The organism is Stenotrophomonas sp. KH_036_B (genome assembly GCF_057839485.1).
In genome coordinates this window covers 1,601,859-1,624,829 of the sequence record NZ_CM174491.1, presented here as the reverse complement: position 1 = coordinate 1,624,829, position 22,971 = coordinate 1,601,859, and the positions used below count along the sequence as shown (strand labels likewise).

At 66.3% G+C, this 22,971-nt stretch carries 21 protein-coding genes and 4 tRNA genes; 4 read left to right on the top strand and 21 right to left on the bottom strand.

Going from position 1 to position 22,971, the window contains the following annotated elements; all coding sequences use genetic code 11:
• Nucleotides 1-55: 55 nt before the first annotated feature.
• The 3 genes from AC3ITN_RS07495 to AC3ITN_RS07485 all read left to right on the top strand — a co-directional run bounded on the left by AC3ITN_RS07495 (nucleotide 56) and on the right by AC3ITN_RS07485 (nucleotide 379).
• A tRNA-Arg gene (locus tag AC3ITN_RS07495) sits at nucleotides 56-132 on the top strand.
• 57 nt (nucleotides 133-189) lie between these two features.
• A tRNA-Arg gene (locus AC3ITN_RS07490) sits at nucleotides 190-266 on the top strand.
• Nucleotides 267-302: 36 nt separating this feature from the next.
• A tRNA-Arg gene (locus tag AC3ITN_RS07485) sits at nucleotides 303-379 on the top strand.
• 144 nt (nucleotides 380-523) lie between these two features.
• Here the strand turns inward: AC3ITN_RS07485 and AC3ITN_RS07480 are convergent.
• The 3 genes from AC3ITN_RS07480 to AC3ITN_RS07470 all read right to left on the bottom strand — a co-directional run bounded on the left by AC3ITN_RS07480 (nucleotide 524) and on the right by AC3ITN_RS07470 (nucleotide 4,387).
• A protein-coding gene (locus AC3ITN_RS07480) for an IS3 family transposase (protein WP_489392515.1) occupies nucleotides 524-1,869 on the bottom strand; the annotation gives its coding sequence in 2 pieces (ribosomal slippage) (nucleotides 524-1,401 and nucleotides 1,401-1,869; 1,347 coding nt in all).
• A gap of 133 nt (nucleotides 1,870-2,002) precedes the next feature.
• The gene (locus AC3ITN_RS07475) at nucleotides 2,003-3,151 is read right to left on the bottom strand and encodes an alpha/beta hydrolase family protein (protein WP_489392514.1); all 1,149 of its coding nucleotides are present in this window, start codon (nucleotides 3,149-3,151) and stop codon (nucleotides 2,003-2,005) included.
• A 312-nt stretch (nucleotides 3,152-3,463) separates the two neighbouring features.
• Entirely contained in the window at nucleotides 3,464-4,387 is a 924-nt protein-coding gene (locus tag AC3ITN_RS07470) for a LysR family transcriptional regulator (protein ID WP_489392513.1), read from the bottom strand.
• Nucleotides 4,388-4,526: 139 nt separating this feature from the next.
• Between AC3ITN_RS07470 and AC3ITN_RS07465 the strand changes: the two genes are divergently transcribed.
• Nucleotides 4,527-5,228: a pirin family protein gene (locus AC3ITN_RS07465; RefSeq protein ID WP_489392512.1), complete on the top strand. Its 702-nt coding sequence runs from the start codon at nucleotides 4,527-4,529 to the stop codon at nucleotides 5,226-5,228.
• Nucleotides 5,229-5,285: 57 nt separating this feature from the next.
• On the opposite strand, the gene AC3ITN_RS07460 is transcribed toward AC3ITN_RS07465, so the two are convergent.
• From AC3ITN_RS07460 to rlmE, 18 genes are all read right to left on the bottom strand, one after another.
• Entirely contained in the window at nucleotides 5,286-5,588 is a 303-nt protein-coding gene (locus AC3ITN_RS07460) for a hypothetical protein (protein ID WP_489392977.1), read from the bottom strand.
• Nucleotides 5,589-5,766: 178 nt separating this feature from the next.
• Complete coding sequence (locus AC3ITN_RS07455) at nucleotides 5,767-6,915, bottom strand: aldo/keto reductase (RefSeq protein WP_489392511.1); 1,149 nt, start codon at nucleotides 6,913-6,915, stop codon at nucleotides 5,767-5,769.
• 170 nt (nucleotides 6,916-7,085) lie between these two features.
• Nucleotides 7,086-7,178 (bottom strand) — tRNA-Ser (locus AC3ITN_RS07450).
• An 81-nt stretch (nucleotides 7,179-7,259) separates the two neighbouring features.
• A complete protein-coding gene (csrA, locus tag AC3ITN_RS07445) occupies nucleotides 7,260-7,463 on the bottom strand; it encodes a carbon storage regulator CsrA (protein ID WP_019183311.1) in 204 nt (67 codons plus the stop codon).
• A gap of 141 nt (nucleotides 7,464-7,604) precedes the next feature.
• Nucleotides 7,605-10,253, bottom strand: a complete 2,649-nt coding sequence (gene alaS / locus AC3ITN_RS07440; RefSeq protein ID WP_489392510.1) for an alanine--tRNA ligase — start codon at nucleotides 10,251-10,253, stop codon at nucleotides 7,605-7,607.
• A 129-nt stretch (nucleotides 10,254-10,382) separates the two neighbouring features.
• Entirely contained in the window at nucleotides 10,383-10,874 is a 492-nt protein-coding gene (gene recX, locus AC3ITN_RS07435; protein WP_489392509.1) for a recombination regulator RecX, read from the bottom strand.
• Between the two features lie 111 nt (nucleotides 10,875-10,985).
• Complete coding sequence (recA, locus tag AC3ITN_RS07430; RefSeq protein WP_313343897.1) at nucleotides 10,986-12,029, bottom strand: recombinase RecA; 1,044 nt, start codon at nucleotides 12,027-12,029, stop codon at nucleotides 10,986-10,988.
• A gap of 202 nt (nucleotides 12,030-12,231) precedes the next feature.
• On the bottom strand, nucleotides 12,232-12,882 hold the full coding sequence (gene lexA / locus AC3ITN_RS07425; protein ID WP_313343894.1) for a transcriptional repressor LexA: 651 nt from the start codon (nucleotides 12,880-12,882) through the stop codon (nucleotides 12,232-12,234).
• A 533-nt stretch (nucleotides 12,883-13,415) separates the two neighbouring features.
• Nucleotides 13,416-15,095 (bottom strand): 2-polyprenylphenol 6-hydroxylase, encoded by a 1,680-nt coding sequence (ubiB, locus tag AC3ITN_RS07420; RefSeq protein WP_489392508.1) that lies wholly within the window; start codon nucleotides 15,093-15,095, stop codon nucleotides 13,416-13,418.
• A gap of 36 nt (nucleotides 15,096-15,131) precedes the next feature.
• A complete protein-coding gene (locus AC3ITN_RS07415) occupies nucleotides 15,132-15,626 on the bottom strand; it encodes a CinA family protein (RefSeq protein ID WP_313343892.1) in 495 nt (164 codons plus the stop codon).
• Between the two features lie 98 nt (nucleotides 15,627-15,724).
• Nucleotides 15,725-17,035, bottom strand: a complete 1,311-nt coding sequence (hflX, locus tag AC3ITN_RS07410) for a ribosome rescue GTPase HflX (protein ID WP_313343890.1) — start codon at nucleotides 17,033-17,035, stop codon at nucleotides 15,725-15,727.
• A gap of 23 nt (nucleotides 17,036-17,058) precedes the next feature.
• Nucleotides 17,059-17,343: an RNA chaperone Hfq gene (hfq, locus tag AC3ITN_RS07405; protein WP_313343887.1), complete on the bottom strand. Its 285-nt coding sequence runs from the start codon at nucleotides 17,341-17,343 to the stop codon at nucleotides 17,059-17,061.
• A 102-nt stretch (nucleotides 17,344-17,445) separates the two neighbouring features.
• A complete protein-coding gene (gene miaA, locus AC3ITN_RS07400) occupies nucleotides 17,446-18,399 on the bottom strand; it encodes a tRNA (adenosine(37)-N6)-dimethylallyltransferase MiaA (protein WP_489392507.1) in 954 nt (317 codons plus the stop codon).
• Nucleotides 18,399-19,298, bottom strand: coding sequence for a dihydropteroate synthase (gene folP / locus AC3ITN_RS07395; RefSeq protein ID WP_489392506.1), 900 nt, complete (start codon nucleotides 19,296-19,298; stop codon nucleotides 18,399-18,401). The genes miaA and folP overlap by 1 nt, the downstream gene beginning before the upstream one ends.
• A 158-nt stretch (nucleotides 19,299-19,456) precedes the next feature.
• A complete protein-coding gene (locus AC3ITN_RS07390) occupies nucleotides 19,457-19,954 on the bottom strand; it encodes a hypothetical protein (protein WP_489392505.1) in 498 nt (165 codons plus the stop codon).
• 85 nt (nucleotides 19,955-20,039) lie between these two features.
• The gene (locus tag AC3ITN_RS07385; RefSeq protein WP_313343875.1) at nucleotides 20,040-20,225 is read right to left on the bottom strand and encodes a hypothetical protein; all 186 of its coding nucleotides are present in this window, start codon (nucleotides 20,223-20,225) and stop codon (nucleotides 20,040-20,042) included.
• A gap of 109 nt (nucleotides 20,226-20,334) precedes the next feature.
• Nucleotides 20,335-22,275, bottom strand: coding sequence for an ATP-dependent zinc metalloprotease FtsH (ftsH, locus tag AC3ITN_RS07380; RefSeq protein WP_489392504.1), 1,941 nt, complete (start codon nucleotides 22,273-22,275; stop codon nucleotides 20,335-20,337).
• Nucleotides 22,276-22,328: 53 nt separating this feature from the next.
• Complete coding sequence (gene rlmE, locus AC3ITN_RS07375; RefSeq protein ID WP_489392503.1) at nucleotides 22,329-22,961, bottom strand: 23S rRNA (uridine(2552)-2'-O)-methyltransferase RlmE; 633 nt, start codon at nucleotides 22,959-22,961, stop codon at nucleotides 22,329-22,331.
• Nucleotides 22,962-22,971 lie beyond the last annotated feature (10 nt).

Here is a 22,971-nt window from a genome sequence, read left to right as displayed (position 1 = left end):
TCACAAAGGCGTTGACGGATGCGGCGTCGATCCGCATAATTCCGCTCCTGTTGACGCGCCCGTAGCTCAGTTGGATAGAGTACCTGGCTACGAACCAGGCGGTCGGGAGTTCGAATCTCTCCGGGCGCACCATCAACAGGCCAGCAGTTTCGCCTCTGCCGGTAGCGGTAAAAAAAACGTGATGTAAATGCGCCCGTAGCTCAGTTGGATAGAGTACCTGGCTACGAACCAGGCGGTCGGGAGTTCGAATCTCTCCGGGCGCACCATTACATCGCGACAACGCAACACCAGACAATGCAAGCGCGCCCGTAGCTCAGTTGGATAGAGTACCTGGCTACGAACCAGGCGGTCGGGAGTTCGAATCTCTCCGGGCGCACCATTGCATCGATGAGAAGAAAGGCAGCCACTGGCTGCCTTTTTTGTTTCTGATTCTCCCCGAAGGTGTAGAGCCACGCCCTGCGTGGCTGCGAAGGTGTAGAGCCACGCCCTTGAACTGCCCCCCAAATGTTGGACGGTCGGGGGTCTAGGGTACAGACGCTTGGGCCCGGTATTGGACCGGGCTCAGGCCACCTAGGCCCATCTTGATGCGCTTGTGATTGTAGTACTGGATGTAAGTTTTCAGTCCGCGCTGCAACTCTTCAGTGCTGGCAAATCTTTTGAGGCGGAAGAATTCTTCTTTCAATGTTCCGAAAAAGCTTTCCATTGCAGCGTTGTCGAAGCAGTTGCCCTTTCGAGACATGCTTTGCGGGATGTTTCGATCTGCCAGTCGTCGCACGTAGGTGGGGTGCCGGTACTGCCATCCCTGATCGGAGTGCACCAGCGGCGTTTGTCCCGACTTCAACCGTCGGAACGCCTTACCCAGCATGGTGGTGATCATTTCCAGCGAAGGGCTTGTACTGGTCTGATAGGCCACGATTTCCGCGTTGAATAGATCCATGACTGGCGATAGATACAGCTTTTTGCCACCTACGTTGAATTCGGTAACGTCGGTGACCCATTTCTGGTTGGGCTCAGACGCCTGGAAATTACGAGCGAGGTGATTTGGAGCCACCATCCCTTCCGAACCGCGATAGGACCGGTATTTCTTGACGCGCACGACGGACTTCAGGCCCATCAGGCGCATCAAACGATGCACTGCTTTGCGGTTGATCTGCTCACCTGCTGCCCTGAGCGTTTCGGCAATACGGCGATACCCATACCGACCTTGGTGGCGGTGATAGATGGCCTCAATGTTTCGTTTCAGCTTCGCCTTTTCATCAGGCCGCTGGGCGGCATGCACCTGGTGATAGAACGTGCTGCGAGGAAGGCCTGCCGCTTTGAGCAAAAGCGGCAAGCGATGCTGGTGCCTCAATCCTTGGACGACTTCTGCTGCGCTTGCTCGGCCGCCTGCTCTTCCCGGATCAAGGCATCCATTTTTTTTAAGAATGCATTCTCCGCGCGCAGGTACTCCAGCTCCTTGCACAACTCCTTGGGCGTCATATCCTCAGGGCGCTTTGGAACGGGAGGCTTCTTCTTCATTCGGGGTCGATCTCGGGCAGGGGCCAAGGCATTGGTGCCTCCCAAATCATACTGATCCCGCCACGCCTTGATCACCGTCGCGCTGCCTATATCGAACTTGACCATCGCCTGACGAAGCGACAGGCCATTCCGCCTGATCTGCTTAAGGACAGCCACCTTGAACCCGGGCGTATAGCGTTGTGCCCGAGACCCCTTGAAACTCTGCTGGCCATGCCGGCGATAGGTCTCGATCCAACGGTGGACCATGGTGCGACCCAAGCCATATTGGCTGGCAAGCGCAGCCACCGGGCGGGCGCCTTCGGCACCCGCCCGGGCAACCTTGAGCTTGAAACGTCTTTCATATCGGATCATGAACAGACTCCAGAAGTTGGATGGGTGTCCAACTTCTGGGGGTCAGTTCACCTGCGTGGCTGCGAAGGTGTAGAGCCACGCCCTGCGTGGCTGCGTCACGATCAGGCACCGCGAAGCCACGCAGGGCGTGTCTCTACGCCCTTGCGGGGAGCCGCGCCTGCACCGCGGCCATCGCCCTGCGATCCGCTTCCTGCGGCACTTCTGGCGCGGGGCAGCGGCCACCCGCATGGTCATCGTGCGCAAGCCAGTCGTCCACCACGCCACTCAACAGGTCCAGTCGCAACGGCAGGGTGATGTGGTCTTCGCCGCGCATCTCGATGTAGTGCACGCGCGGGCTGGCCGCTGCCAAGGCACGCCCCTGCTCCACCCGCACATGTGCGTCGTTCTGCCCGTGCAGCAGCAGCACGCAGGCGCGGGTGTCGGCCACCGCGCGGGTCACATCCACGCGGTCCAGATCCAGGTCCAAACGCTGGCTTGCCGCCGCGATCACCTTGTCGATGTCCTGCCCGCCGTAGCGCCAGCGCCCGTAGGCGGCCATGGCCTGCGCCTTCCACGCGGTGGGCTGCAGCGACATCAGATGCGGAATCATGCTGCGGATGGCATCGCCGGCATTGGCGAACGACTCCATCGCCACCACCCCGGTCACCCGGTCGCCGAGCTTGTCGGCGGTGAACAGCGCGGTGGCCGCACCGTAGGACACGCCAAACAGATACAGCGGCCCCACCACTTCGCCGCGGCGCTGCAATGCGTCGATCACATCGATCACGTCGTCGGATTCGAAGGTCCCGTAGCCGGACGGCCCGGCGCCGGAGTGGCCATGGTTGCGCAGGTCGATGGTGACCACGCGATAGCCGGATTCGGCAAGCTGCAGCGACCACGGCAGCATCGCATCACCATTCATCATCCAGCCGTGCAGCAGCACCACGGTGCCGCGCGGCGCCTGCGGCTGGAAGGGATGCGGCAACGCCAGCTGCAGACCGGTATTCAACGGCGCGCCGTTGTCGTGCTGTTGCGCCAGGTAGTGGTAGCGAAGACCGTACCGGCCCGGATCAAACGCGCGCCAGAACAGCGGCACGCCAGCGCGCCCGGTCACGAACCCATGCCGGTTGGGCACCGCATCCACCGCCTCGGCAATGCGCGCGGTATCGAGCAGCGTGGACACGCCACCCGGCGCGACCAGCCGATCGCTGAGCGAGGTGGAGGCAGCGGAGGATGAGAGTGAGGAACAGGCCGCCAGCCAAAGGCCGGCGCCCGCCAGCAACAGCAGCAGGAGGCGTTTCATGGCGCACAAAAGATCAATGAAGCCGCGCAGATTAGCGCCCGCCCGAAGCCCCCTCTACCGCATCCACATGACCGATCCATGACACACCAGCCACCGTTCAGGATTCCAAGGTGGGGCTACGGCGGGCGTACCGAAGCCCCCAGCAATGGGCGTAGATCCACGCCCTGCGTGGAGACCGCGCGCAGCGCGGCACAAGCATCCGAAGACCGGAGCCCCCCGCACGCATCAATCCGTCCGACGTTTAGACGATCCGAAGCCACGCGTCAGGTGTTCATGACCCCGGAACGAAGCGCAGCCACGCAGGGTGCGGCTCTACAACCACCCCTGCATCTGCCCCCACCACCGCTCCATCAGTCCCGGTTGCTGCATCCGCGCCCGCCACCAGCGCAATGCCGCGCCCTCTTCGCCGGTCCGCCAGGCCAGCCAGAACGTCTCATCAGGCTTGGGCTCCTCCACCTGCTTCAGCACCAGGCGCCCCTGGGCGACGGCGGCCTGCACGTAGGGTTCGGGCAGGAACCCGAACCCCAGTCCGGCGCACTGCAGCCGGAACTTGCTCACCGTATCGGGCACCGTCACCGTCTCCTGCCCCATCAGCAGCCCGACCGTGCGCGGCAGCAGCCGCCGCGCCGAATCGGCCACGGCGATCGCGCAATGGGTGCCCAGCTGCTCGCGGGTCAGCGCGCCGGGCACCGACGCCAGCGGGTGGTCGGGCGCCACGGCGAATACGAAGCGCACCACGCCCAGGGGCTCCACCACATAGCCCCCGCCGCTCGGCCCCTCGCCTGCCGCGCCGACCAGCAGGTCCGCACGCCGGTCCAGCAAGGCCTCCCACGTGCCGGACAACGCCTCGCTGATCAACCGCACGCGGGTCTGTTCGGCCACCGCACTGAAGGCGCGGACCTCCTCGGCCAGCAGCGCCGGCTGGAACATCGAATCAACCGCCACGGTCAGCTCGGCCTCCCACCCCGACGCCACCCGCCGCACCCGCATCTCCAGTTCCCGCGCTGCGCGCAGCAGGTGCCGCCCCTCCTCCAGCAACGCCACCCCGGCCTCGGTGAGGTGGGCGCGCGGCCCGATCCGGTCGAACAGCTGCACGCCCAGGTCCTGCTCCAGCTTGGAGACGGTGTAGGAGATCGTCGAGGGCACCTTGTGCAGCTCCTTGCCGGCCGAGGCAAACGAGCCGCGGCGGTCGATGGAGTCCAGTATCTGCAGGGCATCGAGGCTGAGCTTGAGCATTCGAATTTTTCGATGATGGCTTGCAAAACTATCCGTTTTTCAACCCGGAGGTGCAAGCGGATACTGGCGCCAACAGGAAAGGGGCAGCAGACACCGCCCCGGACCGCCATCGAAACGATCGAACACCCAGGAGAACACCATGCTGCAGATCCGCAAGAGCGCTACCCGTGGCCAGGCCAACCATGGCTGGCTGAACTCCCAGCACACCTTCTCCTTCGCCGGCTACTACGACCCGCGCTACACCAGCTTCGGCCCGCTGCGCGTGATCAACGAAGACAAGGTGACCGGCGGCCAGGGCTTTGGCACCCACAGCCACAGCAACATGGAGATCATCTCCTACGTGCTGGGCGGCGCGCTGGAACACAAGGACTCGATGGGCACCGGCTCGGTGCTGCGCTACGGCGACGTGCAGCGCATGAGTGCCGGCAGCGGGGTCAGCCACAGCGAGTTCAACCACTCGGCCGATGAAACCGTGCACTTCCTGCAGATCTGGCTGTTCCCGGATGCCGAGAACATCACCCCCAGCTACCAGGAATCGCATTTCGCCCCTGAAACCAAGCGCGGCCAGCTGCGCCTGGTCGCCTCGAAGGACGGCCGCGACGGCTCGCTGCTGATCCACCAGGATGCCAACATCTACGCGACCATCCTCGACGGCGACGACCGCGTGCACCTGGCCCTCGCTCCGCAGCGAGGCGCCTATGTCCAGGTGGCCCGTGGCCAGCTGCAGGTCAACGGCATCACCCTGGACACCGGCGATGCCCTGCAGATCAGCGACGAGTCCCAGCTGACGCTGGAGAACGCCAACGACGCCGAACTGCTGGTGTTCGACCTGCCGCTGTAAACCGCGAGGCAGCACCCCGGTCATCCCGCCAGGCGGCGTGACCGGGGCGCAGGCGGCTCAGAACCTGTACGTCAGTGACAGCCGCACATTGCGCGGCTCACCCCAGGTGTAGGTGCTGTACCAGCTGAAGATCGTGTAGTAGTGCTTGTCGAGCAGGTTGTTGACGTTCACCGTCGCGGCGAGGCGGTCGTTGAATTCATAGCGCGCCATCGCGTCCAGCAACCAGTACGGCTGCGCGGCACCTGCGGAGACGACCAGGCCCAATACGCCGGTGATCGCCTTCATCAGCGGGGAGAGCCGCACACCTCGCATACGGACGAACGGACGGGGGGAAACAACACGCAGTGAAGCAACGGACACGGCAACGCCTCCAGACAGGACGGGAATCCTCTGGCGGCGGCTGGAGGCAGGAATGGGCGCCATGATCGCGCATCTTCGCCCGTACCGGACGTTGCGGGTCGCAACCGCAGGGCCGTGCGCGTGCGTCGCCTTCGTCCGCGGGGTGCCGACCCTGCCGGCCCGCACCCCGCGGGCGGACTCAGCCGCCGGGCACCGGGGCGTCCGCGGCGATCAGGCCGGCCTGCCTGAGGTCAGCCCAGAGTGCGGCGGGCACGGCCACCGACATCGAGGCCACGTTCGCCTGCACCTGTTCCGGCGTGCGTGCACCCGGAATCACCGCAGACACCACCTCGGGGGCATCGGCGAACTGGAGTGCGGCGGTGCGCAGGTCGACGCCGTGGCGATCGCAGATCGCCTGCACCGCCGCACGCTTCTTCGGTGCCCACTCGGGCACGTTGCCGTCGTAAAGATAGCGGTCGCGCCCGGCCAGGTAGCCGGCCAGCAGCGGCGCGCCGACCACGACCGAGGCACCGTGCCTCGCAATCGCGGGGAAGGTGTCATGCAGCGCTTCTTCATGGTCGAGCAGCGAGTACTGGCAGGCGAGCAGGAAGATGTCCGGATCGGCCTCCTGGATCGCACGCAACGCAGGCTCCGGACGATTGACGCCGAAGCCCCACGCCTTGATCAGGCCCTCCTCGCGCATCTTCGTCAGCGCGGGCATCGCACCCGTGGCCGCTTCGGCGAAGCGCTGCTCCCAGGGCATGCCCAGGTCCTTCTCGTTGTCCGGCGACAGATCGTGGATGAACACCACGTCCAGCTGCGCAACGCCCAGCCGGTTGAGACTGTCTTCGATCGAACGGCGCACGCCGTCGGCCGAATAGTCATAGCGATAGTGGAACGGCGACGGCGCTTTCCACATCGTGTCCTGCAGTTGCCCCGCCGTGGCGGTGAGCAGGCGGCCGACCTTGGTCGACAGCGTGTACTCGCGCGCGGGATGCGTGTGCAGGTGGTGACCGTAGCGTCGCTCGCTCAGTCCCAGCCCGTACCAGGGCGACGTATCGAAGTAGCGCACGCCCGCCGCGTAGGCCGCAGCGAGGGTCTGCTCGCTCTGTGCATCGGTGGCGGGCGCGAAGCCGTTGCCGACGGCCGCGCCCCCCAGGCCCAGGCGCGTGTGCGGCCGGAAGCGGCCGCCTTTGCTGGCCGCGTTGGTGGGCAATGCCTGCGCTGCGGCGCGGCCGCGGGTGGGCAACACGCTGCCGGGACCTGCGGACTGCGCCATCAGCGGCGCGCTGGCGAGTGCGGCGGTGCCGGCGGCGGCGGCGGAAAGGAAGTGTCGGCGTGCGTTCACGACGGCTCCTGCTGCGGGGGAAGCATCTACCCTCGCAGGTGGCCGGTGCACGAAGCGCGGCGGTGGCGTCAACGTGGCGGCAACAGCGCCTTCCCTTCCTGCATCGTTGACCCATGCATCACGCAAAGAAAAAGGCCTTCGTACATTCGTACGAAGGCCTTTTCTATTACTGGCGGAGCGGGAGGGATTCGAACCCTCGATAGAGTTTTAAGCCCTATACTCCCTTAGCAGGGGAGCCCCTTCAGCCACTCGGGCACCGCTCCAATATTTTCGTTCCGTCGCTGCGGTGTTTCTTCTCAGCGGGGGCGCGAAGAATAACTTTTTTCACACCCCGAGGTAAAGCCTTAATCGGAAGAATTTTCACTTCCGGATGCATTCGGCTCATCGCCTCGCTGGATCCGCTGGTAAATCTCTTCGCGGTGCACGGCCACGTCCTTCGGAGCGGTGATACCAATACGCACCTGGTTGCCCTTGACGCCGAGCACGGTCACGCTGACCGAGTCACCGATCATCAGGGTTTCGCCAACACGGCGAGTCAGGATCAACATTTTTTCAAGTCTCCAGGGAACCGGTGGATTTTCCCCACCGGCTCGGCGCCCAGCCAAGGAACGCCACACGACAAAGGGGAAAGATTCGCCATAGTACCGTCAGCTCTCCTGCCCCATCAAGGAGCAGGAGGATTCAGGCGTTCAGATACGGGGGGTAACCCAGTCCACGACGGCGGCCAGTGCAGAAGCAAGGGCGGGCCCGTCCTCACCACCACCCTGGGCGAGATCCGGGCGGCCGCCGCCCTTGCCCCCGGTCTGACTGGCGATGTGGGACAACAGTTCCCCGGCCTTTACCTTGCCCATTGCGCTGCCGTTCACGCCTGCGACCAGGGCGGCCTTGCCGTCCTGGGTGCCGGCCAACACGATCACCGCGTCGCCCAGCTGCTGCTTGAGGCGGTCGATTGCGTCACGGAGGGCCTTGGCGTCGAAGCCTTCCAACCGCGCGGCCAGGACCTTGACGCCCTTGACCTCTACTGCGCTGGCGCCCAGGTCGGAGGTGGCACCGGCGGCCTGTTTGGCCTTGAGCGCCTCCAGCTCACGTTCCAGCTTCTTCTGGCGCTCACCGAGCTGGCGGATCTTCTCGACCACGTCGCCGGCACTGCCGCCCAGCAGCGCCGCTGCCTCGGTGAGCTGCGCCTCTTCGTGGGCCACGTGATCCAATGCGCCCTGCCCGGTCACCGCTTCGATACGGCGCACGCCGGAGGACACACCGCCTTCGGAGGTGATCTTGAACAGGCCGATGTCGCCGGTACGCGACACGTGGGTGCCGCCGCAGAGTTCGGTGGAGTAGTCCCCCATCTTCAGCACGCGCACGTTTTCGCCGTACTTCTCGCCGAACAGCGCCATCGCGCCGAAGTCCAGCGCTTCCTGCATGGCCATGTTGTGCACTTCGACCGCGTTGTTGACGCGCACCTGCTCGTTGACCTTGCGCTCGATCACCGCCAGATCGTGCGCGCTGATCGGTTCGAAGTGCGAGAAGTCGAAGCGCAGGCGGTCCGGCGCGACCAGCGAGCCCTTCTGATGCACATGCGTGCCCAGCACTTCACGCAGCGCGGCGTGCAGCAGGTGGGTGGCCGAGTGGTTGAGGATGGTGGCGCCACGGCGATCACCGTCGATCTGGCCGCTGAGCACGTCACCTACCTTGACGCTGCCGCTGGCGATCCGGGCGACGTGGCCGTGGTACTGGCCCGCGAACTTGTGGGTGTCGCTGACCTGCAGCTGCACGCCGTTGCCAGCGAGCGTGCCGGTATCGCCGACCTGGCCACCGGATTCCGCGTAGAACGGGGTCTGGTCAGTCAGCACGATGACGTCGTCACCGGCCTGCGCGCTTTCCACGGGGCGGCCGTCCTTGAGCAGGGCCAGCACGGTCAGTCCGTCGGCCTGCAGGCGGTCGTAGCCCAGGAACACGGTCGGCGTGAGGGTGGCGACCAGTTCGGCGGACAGCACCACGCCGGCGCCGCCCTTGCCTGCCTTGCGGCCACTGTCACGCTGCTCCTTCATCGCCGCATCGAAGCCTTCGATGTCCACGACCAGGTCGCGCTCGCGCGCGATGTCCTGGGTCAGGTCGAGCGGGAAGCCATAGGTGTCGTACAGGCGGAATGCGTCCACGCCGGGGATGATCCCGTTGGTCACCTGGGCGGCAACATCATCGAAGATCTTCATGCCCGAATCGAGGGTCTGGGCGAAACGTTCCTCTTCGGCCTGCAGCGCGCGCACGACGATGTCGGCCTGCGCCGGCAGGTCCGGATAGGCCTCGCCCATCTGCTCGACCAGGGTCGGCACCAGCTTGCTGAAGAACGGCTGGCGCACGCCCAGCATCCAGCCGTGGCGCAATGCACGGCGGATGATCCGGCGCAGCACGTAGCCGCGACCTTCGTTGGACGGCAGCACGCCGTCGACGACCAGGAACGAGCACGCGCGGATGTGATCGGCGATCACGCGCAGCGACTTGTTTTCCAGGTCGGCCATGCCGGTCAGTTCGCTGGCCTTGCGGATCAGCGCCTGGAACAGGTCGATTTCATAGTTGGTGTGCACGTGCTGCAGGATCGCGGCCAGGCGCTCGAGGCCCATGCCGGTGTCGACGCACGGCGCCGGCAGCGGCACCAGGGTGCCGTCGGGCTGGCGGTCGAACTGCATGAACACCAGGTTCCAGATTTCGATGTAGCGGTCGCCATCCTCATCCGGCGAGCCCGGCGGGCCACCGGCGATGTGGTCGCCGTGGTCGTAGAAGATCTCGGTGCACGGACCGCACGGGCCGGTGTCGGCCATCTGCCAGAAGTTGTCCGAGGCAAACGGCGCGCCCTTGTTGTCGCCGATGCGCACGATGCGCGCTTCCGGAATGCCCACCATGTCGCGCCACAGCGCGTAGGCTTCGTCATCGGTCTGGTAGACGGTGACCAGCAGGCGCTCGGCCGGCAGCTTCCAGACCTGGGTCAGCAGCTCCCACGCCCAGGCGATGGCGTCCTTCTTGAAGTAATCGCCGAACGACCAGTTGCCGAGCATTTCGAAGAAGGTGTGGTGGCGCGCGGTGTAGCCGACCTGGTCCAGGTCGTTGTGCTTGCCGCCGGCGCGCAGGCAGCGCTGGACGTCGGCCGCGCGCACGTAGCTGCGCTTCTCGGCGCCAAGGAACACGTCCTTGAACTGCACCATGCCGGAATTGGTGAACAGCAGGGTCGGGTCATTGCCCGGCACCAGCGGTGCCGACGGCACGATGGTGTGGCCCTTGCCCTTGAAGAACTCAAGGAAATCGCTGCGGATCTGGGAGGTGGTGAATTTGACGGGTGCGTTCATTGGGGGCTGGCTTCATGCGGGCCGGCCGGTCCCTCGCACACAGCCCCAATGGCCGGGTGTCGACAGCAGGACCGCCGAAACCACAAAGGGTATCAGGCCCGGGCCGCAGGGACACGCGGCATGCGTCCATCAGTCATCCGGGTCGTAGCGGGTGGCACGGCGGATGCTGTCGCCATCGAACCCCCGCCGGGCCAGCAGATCGGCCGCTTTGCGGCGCTGGGGCAGCTCCTGGGGCCCGGCCTCGCCGAAACGGCGGCAGATCAGGTCCCGCGCGTTCTCGGTCCAGTCGCCCTCGAAGGTCTCCATGGCGGCGGCGATCTGCTCGCTGTCCAGCCCATGGGTGCCCAGCTCGGCGCGGATATGCAGGGGTCCGTAACCGGTATTGGCGCGGACCCGCACCAGGTTCTCGGCAAAGCGGGTGTCGTCCTGCCAGCCGGCCTCGGTAAGTTTGTTGACCGCGGCTTCGGCCGCATCGGTCTCGATGCCACGGGCCTTCAGCTTGCGGGTCAGCTCCTTGCGCGAGTGCTCACGGCGCACCAGCAGGCCCAGCGCACGCTGGACGGGAGTCTGTTCACGGACACGGCGCTTGCGGCCGGGTGCCGGGGCGTCGGCGTCTTGCATGGCGGCTCTCGATGAAATGCGCCGTCCCTGGCGCTCCCCCCGTCGGGGGAATACTGAAACCGCGGGACAGGGCAAGCGTCACTGACGGCGCTGCCCTGCCCCGCAGGAAACTCACTCGGCGTCGTCTTCGCCGTCGTCCTCACCACCCTCACGGGCGGCTTCGGCCGGCTGGAACTTCTCGCGCAGCTCGGCTTCCAGGCGCTGGGCGATCTGCGGGTTGTCGCGCAGGTAACCGCGGGCGTTGTCCTTGCCCTGGCCAATACGCTCTTCACCGTAGCTGTACCAGGCGCCCGCCTTCTCGACCAGCTTGGCTTCCACGCCCATGTCGATCAGTTCGCCTTCGCGGCTGATGCCTTCGCCGTACAGGATCTCGGTGATGACCTGCTTGAACGGGGGCGCCAGCTTGTTCTTGACGACCTTGATCTTGGTCTGGTTGCCAATGATCTCGTCGCCCTTCTTGATCGCACCGATGCGGCGGATGTCCAGGCGGACCGAGGCGTAGAACTTCAGGGCATTGCCGCCGGTGGTCACTTCCGGGCTCTGGCCCGGCATCATCACGCCAATCTTGTGGCGCAACTGGTTGATGAAGACCACCAGGGTGTTGGAGCGCTTGATGTTGCCGGTCAGCTTGCGCAGCGCCTGGCTCATCAGGCGGGCCTGCAGGCCCGGCAGCTGGTCGCCCATCTCGCCTTCGATTTCAGCCTTGGGGGTCAGCGCGGCGACCGAGTCGACCACCACGATGTCCACGGAGCTGGAACGCACCAGCATGTCGGCGATTTCCAGCGCCTGCTCACCGGTGTCCGGCTGCGACAGCAGCAGGTCGTCCACGTTCACGCCCAGCTTGGCGGCGTAGATCGGGTCCAGGGCATGCTCGGCGTCGATGAAGGCGGCGGTGCCGCCCTTCTTCTGGCATTCGGCAATGGCCTGCAGGGTCAGGGTGGTCTTGCCGGAGGATTCCGGACCGTAGATCTCAACGACACGCCCCTTGGGCAGGCCACCGATGCCGAGCGCGATGTCCAGCATCAGCGAGCCGGTGGGGATGACCTCGACCGCTTCGACGACACGGTCGCCCATGCGCATCACGGCGCCCTTGCCGAACTGCTTTTCGATCTGGCTCAGCGCGGCGGTGAGGGCACGCTTTTTGTTCTCGTCCATAGGATGGGTCCTTGCAGAGGTCGTGTCGGTGGAGGTGCTGTCTTTGGAAGTCTTCTTGGCCATGGGTTCACTTTAAGGCTGGCGTATCGCACAGGCTGAGATTCTGCCCGGCGCTCGGAAAAAAATTATCGGACATCCGTACCAACCTCAGCGGAACCAGAGAATCGCCACAAAAGACCGTGCATGTAGTGCAGCAGGAAGATCAGCGGTTCGGACGCAACAGGCCGCAATAGAGACCTTCAATGGCGAAGTCCTGATCCGGGAGGACTTCGATCGGCTTGTAATCGGGGTTGCGCGGCAGCAGGCGGATCCGGTCCTTGCCCATCTTCAGCAGCTTGACGGTGATCTCGTCATCGATACGCGCCACCACGATCTGGCCGGAGCGGGCGTCGCGGGTGCGATGGACGCCGATCAGGTCGCCGTCGAAGATGCCCTCGTCGATCATCGAGTCGCCCTGGACCTTGAGCAGGTAGTCCGGCGCGGGCGAGAAGAACACCCGGTCCAGGACCACGAAGTCGTCCGAGCCGATGTCCGCACCGATCGGCAGACCGGCCGCGACCCGGCCCAGCACCGGCAGGCGCAGCACGTGGTCGGGCAGCGCGGGCACCGACAGCGAGGCCGGCAGGCCATCCTGCAGCGGCGGCACCTGCACCAGCCGGATGCCGCGGGCCTGGCCCGGAATGCGACGGATCGCCCCGGCCTGCTCCAGCGCTTCCAGGTGGTACTGCGCGGCACGGACGCCCTTGAAGCCAAAGGCGCGGGCGATTTCCGTCTGCGACGGCGGCGCGCCATCGGTCTCGATACGCTCGGCGATCAACTGCAGGATCGCCTGCTGGGTGTCGGTAAGGTCCATGGTTAGTAGTATTACTACTAACACCCAGCCTCCACAAGTGCCCAGACAAAAAAAGCGAAGACAACGCCTCCGTATCCGTATCCCAACGAAGCCAGTAAAAGGTCGTAGTGCCACGCCGCGCCTCGAGACCTGCAGGCGCCGATGCGTTGAACGCGTCGCCACGCGCCCACCTCCGGCCGCTTGGCACGGGGCACGCTTGGTAGCGTGGCAACCGCGCGCAGCGCGGCACAACTACCCGAAGCCGCACCGGCATCGGCCACTGTCCACCAACCGACGTTTAGACCCGCCGAAGCCGCCTGCCAGGCGTCATGAGCCCGGAACGGAGGGCAGCCACGCAGGGCGTGGCTCTTCGCCGATCTTTAGACCTGCCGAAGCCGCCTGCCAGGCGTCATGAGCCCGGAACGGAGGGCAGCCACGCAGGGCGTGGCTCTACGCCGATCTTTAAACCTGCCGAAGCCGCCTGCCAGGCGTCATGACCCCCGAACGGAGGGCAGCCACGCAGGGCGTGGCTCTACACCTGTCGCCCTCCACCCTCACGAATTCCTGCCCGACCGCCATATCGACACCAGGATCCACACCCCGCAGAATCCCGCGCCCACGAACCCCGCCACACCCAGCGCCAGCAACCAGCGGCTGGAGAGCCCGCCCACGCTGTGCATCACGATCGATGAACCGATGATCAGCGCCGCAGTGACGATCCCGACCACCAGGCGGTTGGCGGCGCGGTTGACCTGCTCGCCGAAGCCCTGCAGCGCGGTGGTCTCCACCTTCAGCTGGAGCCGGCCGCGACGGGCCATCTGCAGCAGCTGGCGCACGTCGCGGGGCAGATCGCCGACCAGGTCCATCATCCCGACCAGGCTGCGCTTGCCGCGCTTGAGCATGGCGCCCGGCGAGTAGCGCTGCCACATCACCCGTTCCAGGAACGGGCGCGCCGCGGTGGCCATGTCGAACTGCGGGTCAAGCTGCCGGCCCATGCCTTCCAGGGTGAGGAAGGTCTTGATCATCAGCGCCAGGTCGGCCGGCAGGGTCAGCGCGTGCTGGCGCAGCAGCTGGGTGATGTTGCCCAGCATCAGGCCCATGTGCAGGTCCTTCAGCGGCACGCCCCGGTACTGGTCCACGAAGGCGCTGATGTCCTGTTGCAGGCGCGACTCGTCCACCTCGATGCCGCCGGACCAGTCCAGCAGCACGTCGGTCACCGATTCGGGTTCCTGGCTGACCAGCCCGTGCAGCAGCTGCGCGACCTGGAAACGGCGCTGTTCGGAAATGGCACCGACCATGCCGAAATCGATCACACCGATCCGGCCATCGCGCAGGTAGATGATGTTGCCCGGGTGCGGGTCGGCATGGAAACAGCCGTCCTCAAGCACCATCTTGAGCACGATGCGCGCACCGGTCCGGGCCAGCCGCACGCGGTCCAGGCCGGCCGCATCGACGCCAGCCAGGTCGCGGCCGGCAATGCCGTCAACGAAGTCCTGCACGTTCAGGCTCTCGCAGGTCCACTGCCAGTGCACGCGCGGAATCAGGATGTCATTGCGCCCGGCAAAATTCCGCGCGATGCGTTCGGCGTTGCGGCACTCGGCGGCGAAGTCGAGCTCGCGCCGCAGCGACACCTGGAACTGCTGCACGACCTCGGCCGGGCGATAGCGCCGCATGTCCGGCAGGCGCGCTTCGACGATCTCCGCCAGTCGCGCCAGCAGCCTCAGGTCGGCCTCGATGACCTCGCGGATGCCGGGACGGCGGATCTTCAACACCACCGCACTGCCATCATGCAGGGTGGCGCGGTGCGCCTGGGCCAGCGATGCGGCGGCCATCGGGGTTTCGTCCAGCCAGGCGAAGACCTCGGTGGGCGGCGCCCCGAGGTCGGCCTCGAGCTGGTCGCGGATCTGCGCATAGGGCAACGCCGGCACCGCGTTCTGCAGCTCGGTGAACTCGACGATCCAGTCCGGCGGGAACAGGTCGACGCGCGTGGCCAGCACCTGGCCCAGCTTGACGAAGGTGGGACCCAGGTCTTCCATGGCGCGGCGGACCCGCACCGGGGCGGTCATGCGCAGGATCTGCTGGGTATCGTTCCAGTGCAGCAGGCGGCCGGCACGTTCAAGCACGTCGGCCAGGCCGATCCGGCGCACCAGGTCGCCGAACCCGTAGCGGATCAGGACCGAGGCGATTTCCTGCAGGCGTCCCAGGTCACGGACGGTTCCCAGCGTTTCCCACATCGGCACACCCTCGTTTCAACACTCGGGGGCAGGATGTCACACCGGTGCGAAAATTCCCGTCAGTGCCTGCTGCACGGTCTGCCGGCGGATGGCGTCGCGGTCGCCGTCGAACTGGAACAGCTGCGCGCGGGCGTAGCCCCCGCGATGCTTCCAGCCGATCCAGACGCTGCCAACGGGTTTGTCCGGGCTGCCACCGCCGGGGCCGGCAATGCCGGTCACCGCCACCGCGATGCCGGCGCCGGCATTGACCAGCGCACCGGACACCATTTCCAGCACGGTTTCGCGGCTGACGGCGCCGAACTGCTCCAAGGTCTGCGCACGCACGCCGAGCAGGCGCTGCTTGGCCTCGTAGCTGTAGACCACCATGCCGCAGTCGAAGAAGGCCGAGGAGCCGGCGATATCGGTCATCGCCTTGGCGATCCAGCCGCCGCTGCAGCTCTCGGCGGTGACCAGCTGCAGCCCGGCCTGCTGCAGGCGCTGGCCGACGTCGCGGGCAAGGACGCCGAGCTCGGCATCGGTGGGGACGGTCATGGGGATCCTGGATCGGGGGGGAATACGCCCCCCGTTTTAGCGGAATTTCGCCGTGCTGTCGTGTCCGTTCCGTGCGACGGTGTGTCGCAGCCGGGCGCTCACCACTCCGGAATCTTCTCCGGCAGCATCGCGCGGATCGGGGCACCGTCATCGCCTGCCGCCAGCTTCTCGGCTTCGGCGATCGGAATCTCGACCTGCAGCAGCCAACCCTCCTCGTCGCTCTGCTCGCCGCGCACCACTTCCAGCTGGTGCAGGCGCGAGCGCAGGCGACCGGCAGAGGGCGGCAGGCGCAGGTCGCCGCTGACATGCTGCAGGCCCAGGCGCTTGCCCAGTACCGACTGCAGCAGCTCCAGCCCCAGCCCGTCGCGGGCGGAGATCCAGACGCGTTCGCGGCGCGCGGTGTCCGGGATGCCGTCCTGGCCATCGTGGCGGACCTCGCTGCCTTCGATGCGGTCGATCTTGTTGAACACCAGCAGCTGCGGCAACTCGCCCGCACCGACTTCGTTCAACACTTCGTCCACCTGGGCGATACGCTCTTCGCGATGCGGATCGGCCGCGTCGACGATGTGCAGCAGGAAGTCGGCCTCGCGCGCTTCGCTCAGGGTCGCGCGGAACGCGGCCACCAGCTCATGCGGCAGGTCGCGCACGAAGCCGACGGTGTCGGCCAGCACCACGTTGCCGCCCGGCACCGCAATGCGGCGCACGGTGGGGTCCAAGGTCGCGAACAGCTGGTCCGCGGCATAGGCTTCCGCGCCGGTCAACGCGTTGAACAGGGTCGACTTGCCGGCATTGGTATACCCCACCAGCGCCACGCGCGGCAGTTCGCTGCGGACACGGGCACGGCGCATCTGGGTGCGCTGCACTTCGACCTTCTCGAGCCGCTTCTGCAGCTGCTCCACCCGCTTCTGCAGCAGGCGGCGATCGGTTTCCAGCTGGGTTTCACCCGGGCCGCGCAGCCCGATGGCACCACCGCGCTGACGCTCCAGGTGGGTCCAGCCGCGAACCAGCCGCGTGGCCATGTGGCGCAGCTGCGCCAGCTCGACCTGCAGCTTGCCTTCGTGGCTGTGCGCACGCTGGGCGAAAATGTCCAGGATCAACCCGGTCCGGTCGATCACCCGGCGCTCGAGGAACCGTTCCAGGTTGCGCTCCTGCGACGGCGACAGCGCATGGTTGACCAGCACCAGGTCGGCGCCCGTGGCGTCGGCCGCGGCCTTGATCTCATCCAGCTTGCCGGAGCCGATCAGGATGGAGGGATTGGGCCGATCGATGCGCGCGGTGAGGGTCGCTGCAATGCTGGCCCCTGCCGAGCGGGCCAGATCGGTGAACTCCTCCAGCACATCTTCTTCCAGCCGGCCGGAGTGCGGCTGGATCAGGATCGCGTGTTCGCCTCGCTTGGAACGGTCAAACACGCGCTTCTCCGCTGTTGCTTACTTCATTCAACGTCGTCTTCTTCCTGGACGCCATCGGCGCCACCTTCATTGGACTGTACATAGCCACCGCCGGGCCCGACCCGGACGTTGCGCGCCGGCACCACGGTCGAAATGGCGTGCTTGTACACCATCTGGCTGACCGTATTGCGCAGCAGGACAACGAACTGATCGAACGATTCAATCGTTCCCTGCAACTTGATGCCATTCACCAGATACACCGACACCGGCACGCGTTCGCGCCGAAGTGCATTCAGAAACGGATCCTGCAGCGATTGCCCCTTGGACATTGCACACTCCTGATTATTGTTTTTATGGTCTTCCGGCAGTTGCCACGGCCCCCGCCACCGGAACCCCCGATGGTACACGGGCCGGGGGGACGGCGCTGTGGCTCAGCGGGCCACAAAGGCCGCAACCGCATCCGCCAGGGAAGCCTTGTCTAGATGGGGGTCGAACCAGCGTGCATCAAGCTCGCCGCGCAACCAGGTCAGCTGGCGCTTGGCCAGCTGGCGGGTGGCGTAAATGCCACGGTCGCGGAACTCGCTGGCAGTGCCCTGCCCGTCCAGGAACGCCCAGGCCTGGCGGTAGCCCACGGCGCGGATCGCGGGCAGGTCCAGCGGCGCGGCCACGTCGGCCATCGCCGGCAGTGCACGCAGCGCGCGCACCTCGTCCAGAAACCCCTGGTCGAGCATGCCGTCGAACCGCGCTTCGATGCGCTGGTGCAGCACCGCGCGCTCGCGCGGCGCCAGCACCAGTTTCAGGCAGCGCACCGGCAGGCGGTCCACGCCCGGCAGTTTCTGCCATTCAGTGATCGGGGTGCCGGTCAGGCGGTAGACCTCCAGCGCCCGCTGGATGCGCTGCGGGTCGGTCGCATGGATGCGCGCCGCTGCGACGGGATCAACCTGGGCCAGCTGCGCGTGCAGCGCCGGCCAGCCCTGTGCGGCCGCCTCGGCGCCGATCCGCCCACGGGTGGCCGGGTCGGCGGGCGGCATCGGCGACAGCCCCTGCAGCAACGCGCGGAAGTACAACCCGGTGCCGCCGGCCAGGATCGGCATGCGGCCACGCGCGACGATATCGGCCACGGCGCGCGCCGCATCGGCGGCAAACTCGGCCGCTGAATAGGTCTGCCATGGGTCGCGCAGGTCCAGCAGGTGATGCGGCGCCTGTGCGCGCTCGGCGGCATCGGGCTTGGCCGAGCCGATATCCAGGCCACGGTAGACCAGCGCCGAGTCGACGCTCACGATCTCCCCGCCCAGCTGCTGCGCCAGGGCGATGGCCGTAGCGGTCTTGCCCGACGCGGTCGGGCCCATCACGGCGATCGCGAGCGGTCGCTGGTCGGCGCCCATCAGCCCTCGTCCGGCCAGCGCGGCATCGCCGGGGCGGCATCCACGCGCGGCATCGGCACCGCATCCACCGCGGCCCACACCTTCAGCGCGTCCACGGTCGCGGCGACGTCATGCACCCGCAGGATCGCCGCGCCGCGCTGGGCGGCGATGAGGTGCGCGGCGACCGACCCGGCCAGCCGTTCGCGCGGCACGTCGCGTCCGGTCAGTTCGCCGATGCTGCGCTTGCGCGACAGGCCGGCCAGCATCGGCACGCCCAGCTCCAGGAACCGCGCCGAACGGGCCAGCAGGATCATGTTGTGTTCGGTGCTCTTGCCGAAGCCGAAGCCCAGGTCGATGACCAGGTTCTTCTTCGCGATACCGGCCATCTCGGCCGAGAACATGCGGTCGGCCAGGAAGCGGTGCACCTCGGCCACGACATCGTCGTACTGCGGGGTGTCCTGCATGCTGCCCGGCTCGCCCTGCATGTGCATCAGCACCACCGGCACGCCCAGTTCGGCGGCGGCGGCGAGTGCGCCGTCCTGGCGCAGCGCATGGATGTCGTTGATCATCCCGGCACCGGCGGCGACAGCGGCGCGCATCACGTCGGGCTTGAAGGTATCGATGCTGATCGGCACCTGGGTGCGGGCCGCCAGCGCCTCGATCACCGGAATCACCCGGCGCAGCTCTTCCTCCAGCGGCACCGGGGCGCTGCCCGGGCGGGTGGATTCGCCGCCGATGTCCAGCAGGTCGGCGCCTTCGGCCACCAGCTGCAGGCCATGCGCGACGGCTGCCTCGGTGCTGTCGTGCGCGCCACCGTCGGAGAACGAATCCGGGGTGACGTTCACGATGCCCATCACGCGTGGGCGGTCCAGCCGCAGCAGGCGGCCGCCACAATCGAGTTGGGGAGAAATGTCGAACATGGGCCACCCACGGAATGCGTCAGCGCATAGTTTACGCCGGCAGATCAGGTTGGCCGTCGGTCGTTGCGGGATTGCGCAGCCACGCAGGGCGTGGCTCTACGGCAGGGAAACGGTCGTAGAGCCACGCCCTGCGTGGCTGCGCGGCGCCGGCCCAGGCCTCAGAGATCGCCCAGCTTCGCGTTGTCGACCGGGTTGCCCAGCCATTCGGCCAGGTCGCCACCGATCGCGGTGACCACGCGCTCGAGCACGTCGCAGGAGCCCTTGAAGCCGGCGAACGCACCGCCGCGCGAGGTGCGCCGCGCGGTCACGACGGCGACCTTCTGGCCATCATCCAGCAGCACGCCACGCACGGTGGCCGACTTGAAGTGCCCGGTGAAGGCATTGCCGGCGCTCTGTGCTTCCACCAGCTCCAGCTTCAGCACACGGCCCTGCTCCACCGGTTCGGTACCGAAGGCAATCGTGTTGCCGAACTTGCCTGCACTGGCGCCCAGCGCGGTGGCCAGCTGCGCGCCGATGCGGCATTCGGTCTTGATGTTGTCGGCGATATAGGCCGAATCGGAGAACGGCACCGGATCCTGCACGTGGACGGTGGCCGCGAACGCGGGCGAGGCACAGCACAGCAGCACGGCAGCCGCCGCGCGCATCGAATGACGCATGGTATTCCCCCTGGAACAGTGTTGGCGGCCGCCTCATGCAGCCGCGCCCGCGCATCGTGCCTATTGCGGGGCACGCGCGCAAGGGTCAGCGCCTGTTGCGGCGCTTGTAATCCAGGTACAGGGTCTTGCCGACGCTCAGGCCGATGCCAAGCACGATGCCGACGATGGCACCGAGCAGGAAATTGTCACGGGTCAGGCCTATAGCGACACCGACCACCGTGGCGATCACCATTTCGGTGGTGTGCGAAATCGGGGGCGGCGGCGTGGACATGGCGACTCCGGAACAGCGTACTGGCAGGGGTGCCATTGTCGCCCAGAACGAGGCGGCAGAAACGACGAAGGCCGGGTTGCCCCGGCCTTCGTGTTCTACCTGTTCACCGTCAGACCTGCTCGGCAGGCCCGGCGATCGGCGGCAACGGACGGGCGTCGCCACCCTTGTCGTTGTTGTTGCCACCGTCCTTGTTGGACTTGCCCCAGCCCATCGGCGGCGGCGGATCGCGGCCTTCCATGATGGCGTCGATCTGCGGCGCGTCGATGGTCTCGTACTGCAGCAGCAGCTGGGACATCGTGTGCAGCTTGTCGAGGTTGGCGGTGACCAGCTCGGTGGTACGGGCGTAGGCCTTGTCCAGGATGCTGCGCACCACTTCGTCGATGCGGCGGGCGGTATCGTCGGACACGCTCTTGTGCTGGGTCACCGAACGGCCCAGGAACACTTCGTCGTCCTCTTCGCCGTAGGCGATCGGACCCAGCTCGTCGGACAGGCCCCACTTGGTGACCATGTTGCGGGCCATCTTGGTGGCACGCTCGATGTCGTTCGACGCGCCGGTGGTGACCTTGTCGGCGCCGAAGATCAGCTCTTCGGCAACACGGCCGCCATACAGCGAGCACAGCTGCGATTCGATCGCCACGCGGTTCATCGAGTACTTGTCGCCTTCCGGCAGGTACATGGTCACACCGAGCGCGCGACCGCGCGGGATGATCGTGACCTTGTAGACCGGATCATGCTCGGGCACCAGACGGCCGACGATGGCATGGCCTGCCTCGTGGTACGCGGTGAGGGTCTTCTCTTCCTCGCTCATGGCCATCGAGCGGCGCTCGGCGCCCATCAGGATCTTGTCGCGGGCGCGGTCGAAGTGCTCCATGCGCACTTCCTTCTCGCTGTTGCGCGCGGCGAACAGGGCCGCCTCGTTGCACAGGTTGGCCAGGTCGGCACCGGAGAAGCCCGGGGTACCGCGCGCGATCACCATCGGCTCGACATCGTCGGCCAGCGGCAGCTTGCGCATGTGCACCTTGAGGATCTGCTCGCGGCCACGGACGTCGGCCAGGCCGACCACCACCTGGCGGTCGAAGCGGCCCGGGCGCAGCAGGGCCGGGTCCAGCACGTCGGGACGGTTGGTGGCGGCGATGACGATCACGCCCTCGCCTCCCTCGAAGCCGTCCATTTCGACCAGCAGCTGGTTCAGGGTCTGCTCGCGCTCGTCATGACCGCCGCCCAGGCCGGCACCGCGGTGGCGGCCGACGGCGTCGATTTCATCGATGAAGATGATGCACGGGGCCTGCTTCTTGGCCTGCTCGAACATGTCGCGCACGCGGCTCGCGCCGACGCCGACGAACATTTCCACGAAGTCCGAACCGGAGATCGAAAAGAACGGCACCTTGGCCTCGCCGGCAATGGCACGGGCCAGCAGGGTCTTGCCGGTACCGGGCGGGCCGACCATCAGCACGCCGCGCGGAATCTTGCCGCCCAGCTTGGTGAACTTGGTCGGGTCGCGCAGGAAGTCGACCAGCTCGCTGACTTCTTCCTTGGCCTCGTCGCAACCGGCAACGTCGGCGAAGGTGACCTTGACCTGGTCTTCGCCCTGCAGCTTGGCGCGCGACTTGCCGAAGGACATCGCGCCCTTGGCGCCGCCGCCACCGCCCTGCATCTGGCGCATGATGAACAGCCAGAAGCCGATGATCAGGATCACCGGGAGGAAGTTCATCAGGATCGCGCCCAGCGAGATGCCGCTGGACGGCTCTTCCTGGACGATTTCCACGTTCTTGCCGCGCAGCACGTTGATCAGGTCACGATCGAGCGGCGCGGTGATGGTGGCCGACTGGCCGCCCCGGGTGGTGTAGCTGATCTGGTTGGTGCCGCCGCGCAGGTCGCCGCTGAAGGTCACCTTCTGGACGTTGCCGCTGTCCACCTGGTCGAGGAACTGGGAATAGGTTGCGCCCTGGGCGTTCGCGCCGCTGCTCTTTGGCGAGAAGCTCTGGAACACCACCATCAGCACCACGGCGACGACCACCCATAGCAGGAGGTTCTTGGTCAAGTCGTTCATCCTCATTGGCTCCGGTGTTCCTCTAATGCCTGACGCAATTGGTATGGTTGAGCTTACTTGATCTGTGCACGTTTGCCCTGCCCCAAGGCATACACCTCGGGCGAGCGCTTACGGGACGCTTCAGGCTTGCGGATAGCGACCTTGTCGTACCGGCGGCGCATCTCGCGCACGTAGTCGTCAAAGCCCACGCCCTGGAACAGCTTGATCAGGAACGCGCCACCCGGCTTGAGGTGATTGTCGGCAAACTCCAACGCCAACTCCGCCAGGTGCATCATCCGCGGCTGGTCAATCGCGTCCATGCCACTTTTATTGGGGGCCATATCCGAGAGCACAAGGTCTACCGGCTGATCCCCCAGCATGGCTTCGAACTCCGATAGGACGGTTTGCTCCCTGAAGTCACCGTGAAGGAACTCCACACCGGCGAGCGGCGGCATCTCCAGGATGTCCAGGGCCAGCACCCGGCCGGTGTCGCCGATCTGTCGCCGAACCTGCTGCGACCAGCCCCCGGGGGCGGCGCCGAGGTCGACCACGACCATATGCGGCTTCAGCAGCCGGTCACGCTCGAGCAGCTCCTCCAGCTTGTAGGCCGCGCGCGAGCGCATGCCCTCGGCCTGGGCCTTCTTCACGAAGGGGTCGGCAAAGTGTTCTTTCAACCAGCGTTGACTGCTCTTGCTACGGGAAACCATTGGAGATAGG

Bases quoted from the DNA above. Each gene is read 5' to 3' on its own strand.
- folP (WP_489392506.1), bottom strand. From the start codon at position 19,298: ATGTTCGACATTTCTCCCCAACTCGATTGTGGCGGCCGCCTGCTGCGG.
- hfq (WP_313343887.1), bottom strand. From the start codon at position 17,343: ATGTCCAAGGGGCAATCGCTGCAGGATCCGTTTCTGAATGCACTTCGG.
- AC3ITN_RS07475 (WP_489392514.1), bottom strand. From the start codon at position 3,151: ATGAAACGCCTCCTGCTGCTGTTGCTGGCGGGCGCCGGCCTTTGGCTG.
- alaS (WP_489392510.1), bottom strand. From the start codon at position 10,253: ATGAACGCACCCGTCAAATTCACCACCTCCCAGATCCGCAGCGATTTC.
- recA (WP_313343897.1), bottom strand. From the start codon at position 12,029: ATGGACGAGAACAAAAAGCGTGCCCTCACCGCCGCGCTGAGCCAGATC.
- miaA (WP_489392507.1), bottom strand. From the start codon at position 18,399: ATGGGCGCCGACCAGCGACCGCTCGCGATCGCCGTGATGGGCCCGACC.
- AC3ITN_RS07465 (WP_489392512.1), top strand. From the start codon at position 4,527: ATGCTGCAGATCCGCAAGAGCGCTACCCGTGGCCAGGCCAACCATGGC.
- ftsH (WP_489392504.1), bottom strand. From the start codon at position 22,275: ATGAACGACTTGACCAAGAACCTCCTGCTATGGGTGGTCGTCGCCGTG.
- AC3ITN_RS07415 (WP_313343892.1), bottom strand. From the start codon at position 15,626: ATGACCGTCCCCACCGATGCCGAGCTCGGCGTCCTTGCCCGCGACGTC.
- csrA (WP_019183311.1), bottom strand. From the start codon at position 7,463: ATGTTGATCCTGACTCGCCGTGTTGGCGAAACCCTGATGATCGGTGAC.
- AC3ITN_RS07385 (WP_313343875.1), bottom strand. From the start codon at position 20,225: ATGTCCACGCCGCCGCCCCCGATTTCGCACACCACCGAAATGGTGATC.
- ubiB (WP_489392508.1), bottom strand. From the start codon at position 15,095: ATGTGGGAAACGCTGGGAACCGTCCGTGACCTGGGACGCCTGCAGGAA.
- AC3ITN_RS07390 (WP_489392505.1), bottom strand. From the start codon at position 19,954: ATGCGTCATTCGATGCGCGCGGCGGCTGCCGTGCTGCTGTGCTGTGCC.
- rlmE (WP_489392503.1), bottom strand. From the start codon at position 22,961: ATGGTTTCCCGTAGCAAGAGCAGTCAACGCTGGTTGAAAGAACACTTT.
- recX (WP_489392509.1), bottom strand. From the start codon at position 10,874: ATGCAAGACGCCGACGCCCCGGCACCCGGCCGCAAGCGCCGTGTCCGT.
- AC3ITN_RS07470 (WP_489392513.1), bottom strand. From the start codon at position 4,387: ATGCTCAAGCTCAGCCTCGATGCCCTGCAGATACTGGACTCCATCGAC.
- lexA (WP_313343894.1), bottom strand. From the start codon at position 12,882: ATGGACCTTACCGACACCCAGCAGGCGATCCTGCAGTTGATCGCCGAG.